This is a genomic window from Cronobacter sp. EKM101R (genome assembly GCF_963888145.1).
Classification (GTDB): Bacteria; Pseudomonadota; Gammaproteobacteria; order Enterobacterales; family Enterobacteriaceae; genus Cronobacter; species Cronobacter turicensis.
Genome location: NZ_CAWPHW010000012.1, coordinates 275927 through 293151, shown reverse-complemented (window position 1 = coordinate 293151; position 17225 = coordinate 275927). Strand labels below are relative to the sequence as shown.

At 58.6% G+C, this 17225-nt stretch carries 14 protein-coding genes; 9 read left to right on the top strand and 5 right to left on the bottom strand.

Going from position 1 to position 17225, the window contains the following annotated elements:
* The first annotated feature begins 90 nt into the window (after positions 1-90).
* On the top strand, positions 91-843 hold the full coding sequence (fnr, locus tag AACV31_RS09930; protein WP_004385865.1) for a fumarate/nitrate reduction transcriptional regulator Fnr: 753 nt from the start codon (positions 91-93) through the stop codon (positions 841-843).
* Between the two features lie 136 nt (positions 844-979).
* A complete protein-coding gene (uspE, locus tag AACV31_RS09925; RefSeq protein ID WP_007760929.1) occupies positions 980-1936 on the top strand; it encodes a universal stress protein UspE in 957 nt (318 codons plus the stop codon).
* A 110-nt stretch (positions 1937-2046) separates the two neighbouring features.
* Here the strand turns inward: uspE and pntB are convergent, their stop codons facing one another.
* Both pntB and pntA read right to left on the bottom strand, forming a co-directional pair.
* Positions 2047-3435 carry a Re/Si-specific NAD(P)(+) transhydrogenase subunit beta gene (pntB, locus tag AACV31_RS09920; protein ID WP_015741162.1) on the bottom strand — a complete coding sequence of 463 codons (1389 nt, stop codon included), beginning with the start codon at positions 3433-3435 and terminating at the stop codon, positions 2047-2049.
* Positions 3436-3445: 10 nt separating this feature from the next.
* Positions 3446-4981: a Re/Si-specific NAD(P)(+) transhydrogenase subunit alpha gene (gene pntA, locus AACV31_RS09915; RefSeq protein WP_165153850.1), complete on the bottom strand. Its 1536-nt coding sequence runs from the start codon at positions 4979-4981 to the stop codon at positions 3446-3448.
* 525 nt (positions 4982-5506) lie between these two features.
* Here pntA and ydgH point away from each other — a divergent pair.
* The 4 genes from ydgH (at position 5507) to rstA (ending at position 9571) form a co-directional block, all read left to right on the top strand.
* Positions 5507-6451 carry a DUF1471 family protein YdgH gene (ydgH, locus tag AACV31_RS09910; RefSeq protein ID WP_015741160.1) on the top strand — a complete coding sequence of 315 codons (945 nt, stop codon included), beginning with the start codon at positions 5507-5509 and terminating at the stop codon, positions 6449-6451.
* Positions 6452-6635: 184 nt separating this feature from the next.
* The gene (locus tag AACV31_RS09905; RefSeq protein ID WP_165153849.1) at positions 6636-8018 is read left to right on the top strand and encodes an amino acid permease; all 1383 of its coding nucleotides are present in this window, start codon (positions 6636-6638) and stop codon (positions 8016-8018) included.
* Positions 8019-8047: 29 nt separating this feature from the next.
* The gene (folM, locus tag AACV31_RS09900; RefSeq protein ID WP_075198386.1) at positions 8048-8770 is read left to right on the top strand and encodes a dihydromonapterin reductase; all 723 of its coding nucleotides are present in this window, start codon (positions 8048-8050) and stop codon (positions 8768-8770) included.
* Positions 8771-8845: 75 nt separating this feature from the next.
* On the top strand, positions 8846-9571 hold the full coding sequence (gene rstA, locus AACV31_RS09895; protein ID WP_007760913.1) for a two-component system response regulator RstA: 726 nt from the start codon (positions 8846-8848) through the stop codon (positions 9569-9571).
* Positions 9572-9605: 34 nt separating this feature from the next.
* Here rstA and AACV31_RS09890 read toward each other — a convergent pair whose 3' ends face one another.
* Complete coding sequence (locus AACV31_RS09890; protein ID WP_165153848.1) at positions 9606-10358, bottom strand: SDR family NAD(P)-dependent oxidoreductase; 753 nt, start codon at positions 10356-10358, stop codon at positions 9606-9608.
* Positions 10359-10469: 111 nt separating this feature from the next.
* On the opposite strand from AACV31_RS09890, the gene AACV31_RS09885 reads away from it, so the two are divergent.
* The 3 genes from AACV31_RS09885 to tus all read left to right on the top strand — a co-directional run bounded on the left by AACV31_RS09885 (position 10470) and on the right by tus (position 13982).
* Positions 10470-11375: a LysR family transcriptional regulator gene (locus tag AACV31_RS09885; RefSeq protein WP_165153847.1), complete on the top strand. Its 906-nt coding sequence runs from the start codon at positions 10470-10472 to the stop codon at positions 11373-11375.
* Between the two features lie 26 nt (positions 11376-11401).
* Complete coding sequence (gene rstB / locus AACV31_RS09880; protein ID WP_161588864.1) at positions 11402-12697, top strand: two-component system sensor histidine kinase RstB; 1296 nt, start codon at positions 11402-11404, stop codon at positions 12695-12697.
* Positions 12698-13052: 355 nt separating this feature from the next.
* Positions 13053-13982 (top strand): DNA replication terminus site-binding protein, encoded by a 930-nt coding sequence (gene tus, locus AACV31_RS09875; RefSeq protein WP_075198390.1) that lies wholly within the window; start codon positions 13053-13055, stop codon positions 13980-13982.
* Here tus and fumC read toward each other — a convergent pair whose 3' ends face one another.
* Both fumC and fumA read right to left on the bottom strand, forming a co-directional pair.
* A complete protein-coding gene (fumC, locus tag AACV31_RS09870; protein ID WP_165153846.1) occupies positions 13983-15380 on the bottom strand; it encodes a class II fumarate hydratase in 1398 nt (465 codons plus the stop codon).
* A gap of 157 nt (positions 15381-15537) precedes the next feature.
* A complete protein-coding gene (gene fumA / locus AACV31_RS09865; protein ID WP_105580714.1) occupies positions 15538-17184 on the bottom strand; it encodes a class I fumarate hydratase FumA in 1647 nt (548 codons plus the stop codon).
* Positions 17185-17225 lie beyond the last annotated feature (41 nt).

Below are 17225 nucleotides of genomic sequence, written 5' to 3'. Positions count from 1 at the left end.
TCTTTTGCCTAATTGCTCATTAGCCCGATTTACCTGTGCGGTCAATTTATGTTAAAATTGACTAATATCAATTAAGGCTTGAGCGAACTTATGATCCCGGAAAAGCGAATTATACGACGCATTCAGTCTGGCGGTTGTGCCATCCATTGCCAGGATTGCAGTATCAGCCAGTTGTGTATCCCTTTTACCCTGAATGAGCATGAGCTTGATCAGCTCGATAATATTATCGAGCGCAAAAAGCCCATCCAGAAAGGGCAAACGCTCTTTAAAGCGGGCGATGAATTAAAATCGCTGTACGCTATCCGTTCCGGCACGATCAAGAGCTACACCATTACCGAACAGGGCGACGAGCAGATTACCGGCTTCCACCTAGCAGGCGATCTGGTGGGCTTTGATGCTATCGGCACCGCGCATCATCCCAGCTTCGCTCAGGCGCTGGAAACGTCCATGGTCTGTGAAATCCCGTTCGAGACGCTCGACGATCTCTCCGGCAAAATGCCGAGCCTGCGCCAGCAGATGATGCGTCTGATGAGCGGCGAGATCAAAGGTGACCAGGATATGATCCTGCTGCTGTCTAAAAAGAACGCCGAGGAGCGCCTGGCGGCCTTTATTTACAATCTGTCGCGCCGTTTCGCCGAACGCGGTTTCTCGCCTCGCGAATTCCGCCTGACCATGACCCGCGGCGATATCGGCAACTACCTCGGCCTGACGGTAGAAACCATCAGCCGTCTGCTGGGCCGTTTCCAGAAGAGCGGAATGCTGGCAGTAAAAGGCAAATACATCACCATCGAAAACCACGAAATCCTGGCGGAACTCGCCGGACAATCGCGCAACGTGGCATAAGCTTTTCCTCTCCCGCCGGATCGTTAATTTTTCGTGATTTATTGATCCGGCTGGGAATTCTCTCCTGTTTCATTCACATCATATGGGTTACTCTTAAATGACAAACTGTGGGTAAGCAGTTGTAAGGAGACCCTGTATGGCAAGGTATCAAAACATGCTGGTGGCCATCGACCCCAATCAGGATGACCAACCGGCTCTACGGCGTGCAGTTTATCTACACCAGCGCATTGGCGGGCGAATCAAAGCCTTTCTGCCGATCTATGACTTTTCCTACGAAATGACCACCCTGCTGTCGCCTGATGAGCGCACCGCGATGCGCCAGGGCGTTATCAGCCAGCGCACCGCGTGGATCCGCGAGCAGGCGAAATACTATTTAGACGCAGGCGTCCCCATTGATATCAAAGTGGTCTGGCATAACCGCCCCTTTGAAGCCATCATCCAGGAAGTGATCAGCGGCGGGCACGATCTGCTGCTGAAAATGGCGCACCAGCACGACCGTCTGGAATCGGTGATTTTCACGCCGACCGACTGGCACCTGCTGCGCAAATGCCCTTGCCCGGTGTGGATGGTGAAAGACCAGCCGTGGCCGGAAGGCGGTAAAGCCGTGGTGGCGGTGAATCTCGCGAGCGAAGAGCCTTACCATACGGGCCTGAACGAGAAACTGGTGCGCGAAACGCTGCACCTGGCCGAACAGGTTAACCATACCGAAGTGCATCTGGTGGGCGCCTACCCGGCGACGCCGATTAATATCGCCATCGAACTTCCCGATTTCGACCCGAGCGTCTATAACGACGCCATTCGCGGCCAGCATCTGCTGGCGATGAAAGCCCTGCGCCAGAAATTCGGCATCGGCGAGCGCGTTACGCATGTCGAAAAAGGGCTGCCTGAAGAAGTCATCCCGGATCTGGCAGAGCATCTGCAGGCCGGGATTGTGGTGCTGGGCACTATCGGGCGCACCGGCATTTCCGCGGCGTTCCTCGGCAATACCGCCGAGCAGGTCATCGACCATCTGCGCTGCGACTTGCTGGTTATCAAGCCGGACGATTTCCAGAGCACCGTTGAGCTTGATGATGAAGAGGACGATGACGACTGAGGTCTCTCGTCTGATAAAACCCGCCGCCCGGTGGGTTTTTTATTACTAAATGCGCGCGACAGGCGAAAAAAAACCGCCAGCAGGCTGGCGGTTCTGGACGCTGAGGTGAATTACAGCGCTTTCAGGATGGCATCCACGCTCGCTTTGGCATCGCCAAACAGCATCTGCGTGTTCTCTTTGAAGAACAGCGGGTTCTGCACGCCGGCATAGCCGGTGTTCATCGAGCGTTTGAAGACGATAACGTTCTGCGCCTTCCACACTTCCAGCACCGGCATCCCGGCGATAGGGCTTTTCGGATCGTCCTGGGCAGCCGGGTTGACGGTATCGTTCGCGCCAATCACCAGCACCGTGTCGGTATCGCTGAAATCGTCGTTGATTTCATCCATCTCCAGCACGATGTCATAAGGCACTTTCGCCTCCGCCAGCAGTACGTTCATATGCCCTGGCAGACGGCCCGCCACCGGGTGAATGCCGAAACGCACCTTGATGCCGCGCGCGCGCAGCTTTTCGGTGATTTCCGCCACCGGATATTGCGCCTGCGCCACCGCCATGCCGTAGCCGGGGGTAATGATCACCGACGTGGAGTTGCGCAGCATTTCTGCCGTTTCTTCCGCGGTGATTTCACGGTGTTCGCCCACTTCGTCGCTCTCGCCGGTGGAGGAGCCGTCGGTGCCGAAGCCCCCGGCAATCACGCTGATAAACGAACGGTTCATCGCCTTACACATGATGTAAGAGAGAATGGCGCCCGAAGAACCTACCAGCGCGCCGGTGACGATCAGCAGATCGTTGCTCAGCATAAAGCCTGCCGCCGCGGCCGCCCAGCCAGAGTAGGAGTTCAGCATGGAGACGACCACCGGCATATCCGCGCCGCCGATAGACGCCACCAGATGCCAGCCGAACGCCAGCGCGATAACCGTCATCACGAACAGCGCGAAGCCCTGCATACCGGCGCTCTCTGTCTGCACGAAAATCAGCAGCAGAATGAACGAAACCACCAGCGCCGCCAGGTTCAGCTTGTGACGGTTCGGCAGCATCAGCGGTTTAGAAGAGATCTTGCCGCGCAGTTTGCCAAACGCCACCACCGAGCCGGTAAAGGTCACCGCGCCGATGAAAATGCCGAGGAACACTTCGGTCAGATGGATATTGACCAGCACCGGCGCGAGGCCCGGCTCATGGTGCAGATAACTGTTAAAGCCCACCAGCACCGCCGCGAGACCCACGAAGCTGTGCAGGATAGCCACCAGCTCCGGCATTTCGGTCATTTCGACGCGCTTAGCGAGACGAATACCGATAGCCCCGCCGATCGCCATCGCGATGATTATCCAGCCCACATTGCTGGCGTACGGCCCGAAAATAGTGGCGATCAGCGCAATCGCCATCCCCGCGATGCCGAACAGGTTGCCCTGCTGTGAGGTTTCGTGCTTCGAAAGCCCCGCCAGGCTGAAAATAAAGAGAATTGCGGCGACGATGTACGCAGCCGTAACTAATCCTCCAGACATAACTTACCCCTTAGTTCTTCCGGAACATTTTCAGCATGCGCTGAGTGACGGTGAAACCACCAAAAATATTAATGCTGGCGATGAGGATCGCGATAAAGCTAAAGAAACTGATCCAGCCTCCGTCGCCAATCTGCAACAGCGCGCCGACGACGATAATCCCGGAGATAGCATTCGTTACCGACATCAGCGGCGTATGCAGCGCATGGGAAACGTTCCAGACGACGTAATAGCCCACCACGCAGGCAAGCGCGAAGACAGTGAAGTGGCCGAGGAACTCTTTCGGCGCCACGTTCGCCAGCCAGCCAAACAGAATAATGGCGAGCGCAATCAGCGCATATTTACGCCACGGCGACGATGGCGCAGGCGGCTCAACCGGCGCGGCTTTCGGTTTCGCGCTCGCGGCAGCCTGCGGCTGTACGGAAACCTGAATCGGCGGCGCGGGCCAGGTGACTTCCCCTTCGCGGATAACCGTCACGCCGCGCACCACGACATCGTCGAAATCAACCACGACCGCGCCGTCTTTCTCTTTGCACAGGAGTTTCAGCAGGTTGACCAGGTTGGTGCCGTAAAGCTGAGAAGACTGGGTCGGCAGGCGGCCCGGCAGATCGGTATAACCAATCACCTTCACGCCGTTGGGGGTGACGAAAATTTCATTCGGCACGGTGTATTCGCAGTTGCCGCCGTTTTGCGCCGCGAGATCGACAATCACGCTGCCCGGCTGCATGGAATCGACCATTTCACGGGTGATGAGCGTCGGCGCCGGTTTGCCTGGGATCAACGCCGTAGTGACGATAATGTCCACCTCTTTCGCCTGGGCGGCGAACAGCGCCATTTCCGCTTTGATAAAGGCCTCGGACATTACTTTGGCGTAGCCGTCGCCGCTGCCTGCTTCTTCTTTAAAATCGAGCTCCAGGAACTCGGCGCCCATGCTCTGCACCTGCTCTTTCACTTCCGGGCGGGTGTCGAACGCGCGCACGATAGCGCCAAGGCTGTTGGCGGCGCCGATAGCGGCAAGGCCCGCGACGCCTGCGCCAATCACCATGACTTTGGCAGGCGGCACTTTGCCGGCGGCGGTGATCTGGCCGGTAAAGAAGCGGCCAAACTCATGAGCGGCTTCCACAATCGCGCGGTAACCGGCGATATTGGCCATTGAGCTTAAGGCATCCAGAGACTGCGCGCGGGAGATGCGCGGCACGGAATCCATCGCCATCACGGTAACGTTTTTCGCGGCCAGTTTTTCCAGCAGCTGGGGATTCTGGGCAGGCCAGATAAAGCTAATCAGCGTCGTGCCGGGGCGCAACCGCTCAATTTCGTCATCCTGGGGCGCGTTAACCTTCAGGATAACGTCCGATTCCCAGACCTCGGCGGTCTCCACGACGCTAGCGCCTGCGGCGATAAACGCGTCGTCATCGAAACTCGCCAGCTTACCGGCATCGCGCTCCACCGCGACGCTGAATCCCAGTTTCAGCAGCTGCTCCACCGTTTTTGGGGTCGCCGCGACGCGGGTTTCCAGCGCAACCCGCTCTTTTGGTACACCAATACGCATAGTATTCCCTTCCATCGATTTTTAAGATGGTCTGTCACTCGCTTAGCAGACGAAAACGCCCGGCGAAAAAGCGCAGCGCCGTGGTGTTCGCCATCCATATCGTTGTCACAAACTTTCTATAACCTACTGAAATAAACGCCTTCGATCCACCGTCGGGGACAACTATTTAACGGTTAATGCGTGAAAGTGTAGCGTCCTGGCTGTCTGGCAGGGATTTTTGCTTAAAATGTGCGGTCAGCCGCTACGTTTACGCTCTTTCCGGGGAGGAAAAAACGATTCTGCGCCGCCAGCACGCACTGATTTAACAATGATTTAACTTTAAAAGTCATAAGCTTTATCAATTTTAGTGGTCAGATGTCGATTTTCGCCATTCATAACCTGAAGTTATTTATAAACCGCGAGCGGCAGCACCAGGTGTGAAAAATGGCGCAGACATCCGGCACCTTTCAATGCAATAATCAACGACTAACCATTTCACACAGGCTGTATCAGTACCTGTTTTGCGCAAGGCGAAGGACTATTTTTATGAAGCTCAAGCATACCCTTCTGGCGACCGCTCTGTTTTCCGCGGCTTCGCTGTCCGCTCAGGCGGCGACAGAGTTAACGCCGGAACAAGCCTCGGCGCTGAAACCGTTTGACCGTATCGTCATTACGGGCCGTTTCAACGCCATTAACGAAGCGGCCAACGCCGTTTCCCGTCGCGCAGACGCATTGGGCGCGGCGTCTTATTACATTCAGGACACCAGCGATACCGGCAACAGCGGCAACTGGCGCGTGGTGGCCGATGTCTACCACGAAAACGCGCCGAAAGCCGACGCGCCGAAAAACCGTGTGATCAATGGCGTGACGGAACTGCCGAAAGATCAGGCGATCGCGCTTGAGCCGTACGATACCGTTACCGTTCAGGGCTTCTACCGCAGCCAGCCGGAAGTGAACGACGCCATCACCAAAGCGGCGAAAGCCAAAGGCGCGGCCTCTTTCTGGATTGTGCGCCAGGTTGACACCAACCAGGGCGGCAACCAGCGCATCACCGCGTTTATCTATAAAGCCGACGCCAAAAAACGCGTATTGCAAAGCCCGGACGCGATCCCAGCGGATTCCGAAGCAGGCCGCGCGGCGCTCGCTAAAGGCGGCGAAGAAGCCAAAAAAGTAGAAATCCCGGGCGTTGCCACCACCGCCTCGCCAAGCAGCGATGTGGGCCGCTTCTTTGAAACGCAGGAATCGAAAGGCGGACGTTACACTGTCACTCTGCCGGACGGTACCAAAGTCGAAGAGGTGAACAAAATCACCGCCGCGCAGATGGTGCCGTTCGACAGCGTGAAGTTCACCGGCCACTACAGCAGTATGACCGATATCTCCTACAACGTGGCAAAACGTGCCGCGAAGAAAGGCGCCAAGTACTATCACATCACCCGTCAGTGGGAAGAGCGCGGCGGCAACATGACCATCAGCGCCGACCTCTACAAGTAAGACTCAGTCTCAAAACAAAGCGGCTACGGCCGCTTTTTTTGTTTTTCCGCTACATTTTGTGTACGTCGCATTGCAAGCGAGCTTCGCACTCCGTAAAATCCCGCGCCTTAGTGCGATCCACCATTTTTATGCGCTCTGGCACAATAATTATTCTGGATCTTTCCTTTTGCAAAACAGGTTGTCTATGGAAAAGAAGCTGGGCCTCGCCGCGTTAACCGCGCTTGTTTTAAGTTCCATGCTGGGTGCCGGAGTATTCAGTCTGCCGCAGAATATGGCCGAGGTGGCGAGTCCTGCGGCGTTGCTTATCGGCTGGGCCATTACCGGCGCGGGGATCCTGCTGTTGGCGCTGGCGATGCTGTTCTTAACGCGCCTGCGCCCCGATCTTGACGGCGGCATTTTCACCTACGCCCGCGAAGGATTCGGCGAGCTGGTCGGCTTCTGTTCCGCCTGGGGTTACTGGCTGTGCGCCGTGATCGCCAACGTCTCTTATCTGGTTATCGTCTTCTCCGCGCTGAGCTTCTTTACCGACACACCGCAGCTGCGCCTCTTTGGCGACGGCAACACCTGGCAGGCCATCGTCGGCGCGTCGGTGCTGCTGTGGGTGGTGCATTTTCTGGTGCTGCGCGGCGTGCAGACCGCCGCGAGCATCAACCTGGCGGCGACGCTGGCTAAACTCCTGCCGCTTGGCCTGTTTGTAGTGCTGGCCGCCATCGCGTTCCGCCTGCAGACCTTTACGCTGGATTTCACCGGCGTCGATCTGGGCGTACCCGTCTGGGAGCAGGTGAAAAACACCATGCTGATTACGCTGTGGGTGTTTATCGGCGTGGAAGGCGCGGTGGTGGTTTCCGCCCGCGCGCGGCACAAAAAAGATGTCGGCATGGCGACGCTTTTGGCCGTTCTCGCGGCGCTTGCGGTCTATCTGCTGGTGACGCTGTTATCGCTTGGCGTGCTGGCGCGCCCGGAGCTGGCGCAGATGCGCAACCCGTCGATGGCGGGCCTGATGGTGCAAATGATGGGCCCGTGGGGCGAAGTGATTATCGCCGCCGGGCTGATTGTCTCGGTGTGCGGCGCCTACCTGAGCTGGACCATCATGGCGGCTGAAGTGCCGCTGCTGGCCGCGCAATATAAGGCGTTTCCGCGCCTGTTTGCCCGCCAGAACGCGCGTAACGCGCCGTCGGCCTCGCTGTGGCTCACGAATATCAGCGTGCAGATCTGTCTGGTGCTGATCTGGGCTACCGGCTCTGATTACAACACGCTGCTGACCATCGCCTCCGAGATGATTCTGGTGCCCTATTTCCTGGTCGGCGCCTATCTGCTGAAAATCGCGAAGCGTCCGTTACATCAGGCGATTGCTGTCGGGGCGTGCATTTATGGCCTATGGTTGCTGTATGCCTCAGGCCCGATGCATCTGTTGCTTTCCGTTGTACTGTACGCGCCTGGGGTGGTGTTCTTCCTCTATGCGCGCCGCACCCATGTGGATAACGTGGCGCTGAAAGGTCAGGAGAAAATCGTCATCGGCCTGCTGCTGATTGCCGCGCTGCCGGCGACCTGGATGCTGGTGCGCTAATCTCCTGCCGCTAACGCTTAAGGAGAGTCATGGTGAAAAAACTGGATAAACCCATCGTTATCACCGGCGCGGGCCGCCGTATCGGCCTTGCGCTGGCGCACCATTTCCTGGCGCAACAGCATGATGTGATTGTCAGCTACCGCACCCGTTACCCGGCGATTGACGTGCTGGAAGACGCGGGCGCGGTCTGCATTGAAGCCGATTTCTGCCATGACGACGGCATTCTGGCGTTTGCCGAGGCCGTTAAAGCGCGCACCACGCATATTCGCGCGCTGTTGCACAACGCCAGCACCTGGCAGGATGAAAGCCCGCCTGTGCCGCCCGCTGATGTGCTGAACGCCATGCTGCAAATTCATGTGCATGCGCCCTATCTCCTTAACTTCGCCCTTGAGCCGCTGCTACGCGGCCAGGGCCACGCCGCCTGCGATATTATTCACTTTACCGATTACGTCGTGGAGCGCGGCAGCGCGAAATACATCGCCTATGCCGCGAGCAAAGCGGCGCTCGATAATCTCACCCGCTCGTTTGCGCGCAAGCTCGCCCCGGAAGTGAAAGTGAACGCCATCGCGCCATCGCAGATTCTCTTTAACGAGCATGACGACCCGGAGTACCGCCAGAAGGCGCTCAATAAATCGCTGATGAAAATCGCCCCCGGCGAAAAAGAGATTATCGATCTGGTGGATTATCTCCTTACCAGCCGTTACGTGACCGGCCACAGCTACCCGGTGAACGGCGGTCGTCCGTTGCGTTAACCTGTTGAGCCGCCATTGCTGGCGCGTCGCGCCGGCCCGGTGTATCCTGGTGTTTTTACCGCAACGCAGAAACCTATGAGCAAGATCGTTTTTGTTGAAGATGACCCGGAAGTCGGCGAGCTTATCGCCGCCTATCTGGGCCGCCACGATATCGATGTGGTTGTCGAAAGCCGCGGCGATCGCGCCGAAGCGGTTATTGAGCGCGAGAACCCCGATCTGGTGCTGCTGGATATTATGCTGCCGGGCAAAGACGGTATGACGCTGTGCCGCGATTTGCGCGCCCGCTGGTCGGGGCCGGTGGTACTGCTGACCTCACTCGACAGCGATATGAACCATATTCTGTCGCTCGAAATGGGCGCCAGCGATTACATCCTTAAAACCACGCCGCCCGCCGTGCTGCTGGCGCGCCTGCGTCTGCACCTGCGCCAGCATATGGCCGCGCCTGCACCGACGGATAGCGCCCCGACGCTACAGCCCCATAAGGCGCTGCGTTTCGGCACGCTGTGTATCGATCCGTTAAACCGCCAGGTTACGCTCGTGGGCGAACAGGTGGCGCTCTCTACCGCCGATTTTGACCTGCTGTGGGAGCTCGCAACCCATGCCGGGCAGATAATGGATCGCGACGCGCTGTTAAAAAACCTGCGCGGCGTGACGTATGACGGGCTGGATCGCAGCGTGGATGTGGCGATTTCAAGGCTGCGTAAAAAGCTTAATGACAGCGCAACCGAGCCTTATCGTATAAAAACAGTGCGCAACAAAGGGTATCTGTTCGCGCCGCACGCCTGGGAAAGCGAGGCGTAACGTACGCGCCGCGCTCCCCGCGCGGCGCTGGCTGCTAAATCTGCACCATCCCGCCATCGGCGAACAGCTCGACGCCATTCACAAAGCTCGCCTCGTCCGACGCCAGGAACAGCACCGCTTTGGCTATCTCTTCCGGCTGGCCGACGCGCCCGAGCGGGATTTGCGCGGTGAGTTCGTTTTTAACATCTTCGGCCTGGTCGCCGCCGCCAAACAGTTCATTCAGTCCCGCCGTGTTAACCGGCCCCGGGCTGATGGCGTTCACGCGAATATGGCGGTCTTTCAAATCGAGTATCCAGTTGCGCGCAAAACTGCGTACTGCGGCTTTGCTGGCGCTGTAAACGCTGAACGCGGGCGTGCCGCTGGAACCGGCGGTAGACGCCGTCAGCACCACGGCGGCGCCGTCACGCAGGAGCGGCAGCGCCTTCTGCACCGTAAAGAGCACGCCTTTGACGTTGGTATCGAAGGTTTCATGATAATGGGCCTCCGAAATCGCGCCGAGCGGCGCCAGCTCGCCGCCGCCCGCGTTGGCAACAATCACATCGATATGGCTGTGGCGCTGTTGCACCGCTTCATACAGGCGGTCGATATCCGCAAGCTGGCTCATATCGCCGCGCACACCCGTGACGTTGTCACCTAATTGTTGCAGCGCGCTCTCCAGCGCCGCCTGCCGACGCCCGGTGATAAACACATGCGCGCCTTCATCGGCAAACGCTTTAGCGGTGGCAAGACCGATACCGCTGGTGCCTCCGGTAACGATAACGACTTTATTAGTGAAACGTGCGTTCATGATTTTATCCTCAGTGAATGATGACCTCTGTCATGGGCTGAGAATAAGCGCTTCCCATCAGGCTGTGTACCAGGACAAAATGGCACCCTGCGTTCTGTCTGAGGAACGATAATGCATCCCGATCTTAACGATTATTTTTACTATGCCGAAGTGGTGAACCACGGCGGTTTCGCCGCCGCCAGCCGGGCGATTAAGCAGCCGAAATCGAAGCTCAGCCGCCGTGTGGCGGGCCTTGAGGCGCAGCTTGGCGTGCGGCTGATTGAGCGTTCCAGCCGCCGTTTTCGCGTCACCGATATTGGCCAGGCGTTTTACGACCGGTGCCGGGCGATGCTGCTGGAGGCTGAAAAAGCCCAGGCGGTCATCGCCCAGGCGCGTAAGGAACCGCAGGGCGTGGTGCGTTTCAGTTGTCCGACGGGCATGGTGGAAATTATCCAGACCCTGCTGCCCGACTTTATGAGCCGCTACCCGCAGGTGAAGCTGCAAATGATCGCCATCGATCGCCCTGTCGATTTGATTGAAGAGCGCGTGGATGTGGCGCTGCGCGTGCGCACGGAACTCACCAGCGACGCCGAGCTGATCATGCGCTCGCTGGGCACCTCGAACCGCATTCTGGTGGCAAGCCCGACGCTTGCGAGTAAACTTAGCGGCGCCATCGACACCCTCGCCTGCCACCCGACGCTTGGCACCAGCGACGAACCCGGCGAATTGAGCTGGACGCTGGAACATGAACAGGGAAAACGGTGTCTGATTCGCCATCAGCCGCGGCTCAGCTGCAGCGATTTTACGGCGATCCGCGCGGCGGCCATCGCCGGGCTGGGAATTGCGCTGCTGCCGGATCACGTCTGCGCGCAGGCGCTGAAAACCGGCGAGCTGGTGCATGTTTATCGCGGCTGGCAGGGACAGCGCGGGATTGTGCATCTGGTGTTTACCACGCGTCGCGGTTTGCCGCCCGCGGTCAGAGCCTTTATCGATCATCTGGCCGCGCACTTTCCGCATACGACATCGGCTATCCCGTAACCGCGCCGCAGGCGTGAGATATCTTCATGAAAAAACTCTTTATTCAGTTCTATTTGCTGCTGTTTGTCTGTTTTCTGGTGATGACGATGCTGGTGGGGCTGGTCTATAAATTTACCGCCGAGCGCGCCGGGCGTCAGTCGCTGGACGACCTGATGAAAAGCTCGCTCTACCTGATGCGCAGCGAACTGCGTGAGATCCCGCCGCACGAGTGGAATAAAACCATCAAAGAGCTGGATCTGAACCTGTCATTTAAGCTGCGCATTCAGCCGATGAATCAGTTTCACCTTGATGACATTAACAGCCGCCGCCTGCGCGAGGGCGAAATAGTGGCGCTGGACGACGAATATACGTTTATCCAGCGCATCCCGCGCAGCCACTATGTACTGGCCGTCGGCCCCGTGCCCTATCTCTATTTCCTGCATCAGATGCGTCTTCTGGATATCGCTCTGATTGCGCTGATTGCGATTTCACTGGCGCTGCCGGTGTTTATCTGGATACGCCCGCACTGGCAGGAGATGCTGCGCCTTGAGTCGGCGGCGCAGCGGCTTGGCGAGGGACATCTGGATGAACGTATTCATTTTGATAAGGCGTCGAGTTTTTCGCGGCTCGGCGTGGCGTTTAACCAGATGGCGAACAACATTAACGCGCTGATTGTCAGTAAAAAACAGTTGATTGACGGGATAGCCCATGAGCTGCGTACGCCGCTGGTGCGGCTGCGCTACCGGCTGGAGATGAGCGATAACCTGAGCGCGTCAGAATCGCAGGCGCTGAACCGCGATATCGGCCAGCTGGAAGCGCTGATTGAGGAGCTGCTGACTTACGCGCGGCTTGACCGGCCGCAAACCGAGCTGCATCTGACGCACCCGGCGCTGCCGCGCTGGCTGCATGACTATGTTGACGATGTGCGCCTGCTGCACCCGGAGCGCGAGCTTATCGTCACGCGCGTCGATGAAGGCGATTATGGCGCACTCGATATGCGCCTGATGGAGCGTGTGCTGGATAACCTGGTGAATAACGCGCTGCGCTACAGCGAGCAGCGGCTGCGGATCGGGTTGTCGCTGGATGGCGCGCAGGCGACGCTTGAAGTGGAAGATGACGGCACCGGTATTCCGGAAGATGAGCGCAGCCGGGTGTTTGAGCCGTTCGTGCGCCTCGATCCGAGCCGCGATCGCGCCACCGGCGGGTGCGGCCTGGGGCTCGCGATTGTGCATTCCATCGCGACGGCCATGAGTGGCGAAGTGAGCGTGACGCAAAGCGACCTCGGCGGCGCGCATTTTCGTTTTCGCTGGCCGGTGGTGGCGATGCCATCAGAAAGCGCGTAACGGTTATGGCCTATCTGGCGGGTGCGCGATGCTTACCCGCCCTACGGTTAGCAGCATTTGCGTTATATCCCGTTTTGCGGCGGGTGCGCGATGCTTACCCGCCCTACGGTTAACAGCATTTGCGTTATATCCCGTTTTGCGGCGGGTGCGCTACGCTTACCCGCCCTACAGACGTTCTTAACGCGTACGTAAATACGTAGGGTGGGTAAGCGCAGCGCACCCACCATTTCCATTACCCCACCATTTCCCCCCACATCCCGCCCGCTTTTTTCCTGCCCGGCGTTTAACTCGTTATAGTCAAACCGGGCGAAATTGTGCTAAACATAAAGTATGTTGTAACTAATGTGAGCGCATCATGGCCCGTTACGATCTCGTTGAACGCCTTAACGTCACCTTTCGCGAACTGGAACATGCATTAATGGAAATGCGGGACGGCCTCGCGGCCTGTCGTCTGCTGGCGGCGCGGGTGTTCAGCCTGCCCGAGGTGGAAAAAGGCAAAGAGCACGATCCCCTGCTCACCATTGCGGTGACGCAAAAAATCGGTAAAGAGGCGCAGGAGGCGGCGCTGCGTCACTTTACGCACCTGTTTATCCAGCAGCAGTCGGAAAAGCGCAGCAGTAAAGCGGCAGTGCGCCTGCCGGGCGCAGTCTGTTTTAGCGTCGATGACGCGCAGCACCAGGCGCTGCACGCGCTGGCGCAGAAAATCAACGCGCTGAAAACGCAGCTGGAAGAGATTATCACCGTGGAATCGGGCCTGCCCTCCACCCAGCGTTTTGAATGGGTGCACCGTTATCTGCCGGGGCTGATTACGCTCAACGCCTATCGTCGTCTGACGGTGCTGGACAACCCCGCCACGCTGCGTTTCGGCTGGGCGAATAAACACATTATTAAAAACCTGACGCGCGATGAGGTGCTGGCGACGCTGGAGCGCGGGCTGAAAGCGCCGCGCGCGGTGGGCGGGTTAACCAAAGAGCAGTGGCATGCGCGCCTCACGCAGGAGTACAACGATATCGCCGCGCTCCCCCAAAAGGCGCGACTGAAAATTAAGCGTCCGGTGAAAGTGCAGCCGGTAGCGCGCGTCTGGTACGCGCAAAACCAGCGGCAGGTGCAATACGCCTGCCCGTCGCCGCTGATTGTGCTGTGTCACGAGACGCGCGGCGGCGCGGTGCCGGATATCGGCGAACTGCTGAACTATGATGCGGAAAACGTACAGCACCGCTATAAGCCGCAGGCGGAAGAACTCGTCATGATGATCCCCCGCCTGCATCTTTACCTCGCGCCCTGATCAGGGCTTCATGCTGCCCACCATCTCTTCCGGGCGTACCCAGACGTCAAACTCCTCCTCGCTGAGATAACCGAGTTTCAGCGCGGAGGCTTTCAGCGTCAGCCCCTCTTTATGCGCCTTCTTGGCGATCTCCGCGGCTTTGTCGTAGCCGATGTGAGTATTCAGGGCCGTCACCAGCATCAGCGATTCGTTAAGCAACTGGCTGATGCGCTCGCGGTTCGGCTCGATGCCGATAGCGCAGTGATGGTTAAAGCTCTCCATGCCGTCCGCCAGCAGACGCACCGATTGCAGGAAATTATGAATGACCATTGGGCGGAACACGTTGAGCTCAAAATTGCCCATCGCCCCGCCCATATTGACGGCCACGTCATTGCCCATCACCTGGCAACACAGCATGGTCAGCGCTTCGCACTGGGTCGGGTTCACTTTCCCCGGCATGATGGAAGAACCCGGCTCATTTTCCGGGATCGAGATTTCGCCGATGCCGCAGCGCGGACCGCTCGCGAGCCAGCGCACATCGTTGGCGACTTTCATCAGCGAGGCGGCGAGCCCTTTCAGCGCGCCGTGGGCATGCACCAGCGCGTCGCAGGTGGCGAGCGCCTCGAATTTATTGGGCGCGGTGACGAACGGCTGGCCGGTAAACGCGGCGAGCTCCTGCGCCACGCGCTGCGCATACTCCGGATGCGTGTTCAGCCCGGTGCCGACCGCCGTGCCGCCGAGCGCCAGCTCCGCCAGATGCGGCAGGCTGTTATCGATATGCTTCAGGTTATGCTCAAGCATCGCCACCCAGCCGGAGATCTCCTGGCCGAGCGTCAGCGGCGTGGCGTCCTGCAGATGGGTACGGCCAATTTTCACGATATCGCTGAACGCGCTCGCCTTATCGCTGAGCGTCTTATGCAGCACTTTTAGCTGCGGGATCAGCTGTTCGCGCAGCGCGATAACCGCGGCGACATGCATCGCCGTCGGGAAGACATCGTTCGAGCTCTGGCTCTTGTTGACGTCATCATTCGGGTGCACCTTGCGCGCCATGCCGCGCTCGCCGCCGAGGATCTCGCTCGCCCGGTTGGCCAGCACTTCGTTCATGTTCATGTTGGTCTGGGTGCCGGAACCGGTCTGCCAGATGGCGAGCGGGAACTCCAGAGAATGCGCGCCTTCCAGCACTTCGTCGGCGGCTTTAATGATGGCGTCGCCACGCTCAGCGGGCAGTAAGCCGAGATCCATATTGACCTTAGCGGCGGCGCGTTTGGTCAGCGCCAGCGCCTCAATCAGCGCCGTCGGCATTTTCTCGGTGGAGATGCGGAAATGCTCCAGCGAACGCTGCGTCTGCGCGCCCCAGAGTTTATCTGCCGGCACGTCGATAGCGCCCATGGAATCTTTTTCACTGCGGTAGGCGGTCATTACTTTCTCCTTGATAACAAAGATGGGATTGCTCGCATGCTTCAGGAATAAGTATTGATGGCTTCAGAGAATTTGTATGGCGCTTTGTGCGCTCTTTTTGCGGTTGACTGGCCGGGCGCGGCTGCGCCTTACCCGGCCTGCATCAGGGTCGTTTACGTTACTTCAGGCACGCCGAACACTGCCCGGCCTGGATTTGCTGGAAGAAATCGTTGCCTTTGTCATCCACCAGAATAAACGCCGGGAAATCTTCAACCTCGATTTTCCAGATAGCTTCCATGCCGAGTTCCGGATATTCGACACACTCCAGATGACGGATGCTGTTTTGCGCCAGCACCGCCGCCGGGCCGCCGATGCTCCCGAGATAGAAACCGCCATGTTTCTTACAAGCGTCCGTCACCTGCTGGCTGCGGTTGCCTTTGGCGAGCATGATCATGCTGCCGCCGTTGGCCTGGAGCAGATCCACGTAAGAATCCATGCGTCCGGCCGTCGTCGGGCCGAGCGAGCCGGAGGCGTACCCTTCCGGCGTTTTGGCCGGGCCCGCGTAGTAGATCGGATGATCTTTCACGTATTGGGGCAGCCCCGCGCCGCTGTCGATGCGCTCTTTCAGTTTCGCATGCGCGATATCGCGCGCCACGATGATGGTGCCGGAGAGCGACAGCCGCGTAGAGACCGGGTACTGCGACAGCTGCGCCAGAATGTCGCTCATCGGTCGGTTGAGATCGACGCGCACCGCCTCGCCCTCGCCTGCGCGACGCAGCGCTTCAGGAATGTATTTGCCCGGGTTGTTTTCGAGCTTCTCGATCCAGATGCCGTCGCGGTTGATTTTGGCTTTGATATTGCGGTCCGCCGAGCAGGAGACGCCCATGCCTACCGGGCAGGACGCGCCGTGGCGCGGCAGGCGGATCACGCGGATATCGTGCGCGAAATATTTGCCGCCGAACTGCGCGCCGAGGCCGAGATTGCGCGCTTCCTGCAACAGCTCGTCTTCCAGCTGGACATCGCGGAACGCCTGGCCGTGTTCGTTACCTTCGGTCGGCAGGCCGTCGTAATATTTGGTCGAGGCGAGTTTAACGGTTTTCAGCGTCGCTTCCGCCGACGTGCCGCCAATCACAAACGCCACGTGGTACGGCGGACAAGCCGCGGTGCCGAGCGTGCGCATTTTCTCTACCAGGTACGCTTTCAGTTTACCAGGGGTGAGCAGCGCTTTGGTTTCCTGGTACAGATACGTTTTGTTCGCAGAGCCGCCGCCCTTGGCGATGCACAGGAATTTGTACTCTTCGCCGTCAACGCTGTAGAGGTCAATCTGCGCCGGCAGGTTGGTGCCGGTGTTGACCTCTTTGTACATATCAAGCGCCGCGTTTTGCGAATAACGCAGGTTATCCTGGGTATAGGTCTCGTAGACGCCCTGCGCCAGCGCGGCTTCATCGCCGCCACCGGTCCAGACGCGCTGGCCTTTTTTGCCCATGATGATGGCGGTGCCGGTATCCTGGCAGGTCGGCAGAATGCCTTTGGCGGCAATCTCCGAGTTGCGCAGGAATTGCAGCGCGACATATTTGTCGTTTTCGCTGGCTTCCGGGTCGCTCAGGATATCCGCCACCTGCTGCTGGTGCGCCGGGCGCAGCATAAACGAGGCGTCGTGGAAGGCGTGGCGGGCCAGCAGGGTCAGCGCCTGCGGCTCGACTTTCAGGATTTCCTGACCTTCAAATTCGGAAACGGAGACGTGATCGCGGGTTAACAGGTAATACTCGGTCTCGTCCTTTTTCAGTGGAAAAGGCTCTTGCCAGAAGAAGGGTTTGCCAGACATTGCACTCTCACTTACAGCTACAGTTAAGAAATAGGTCGTTC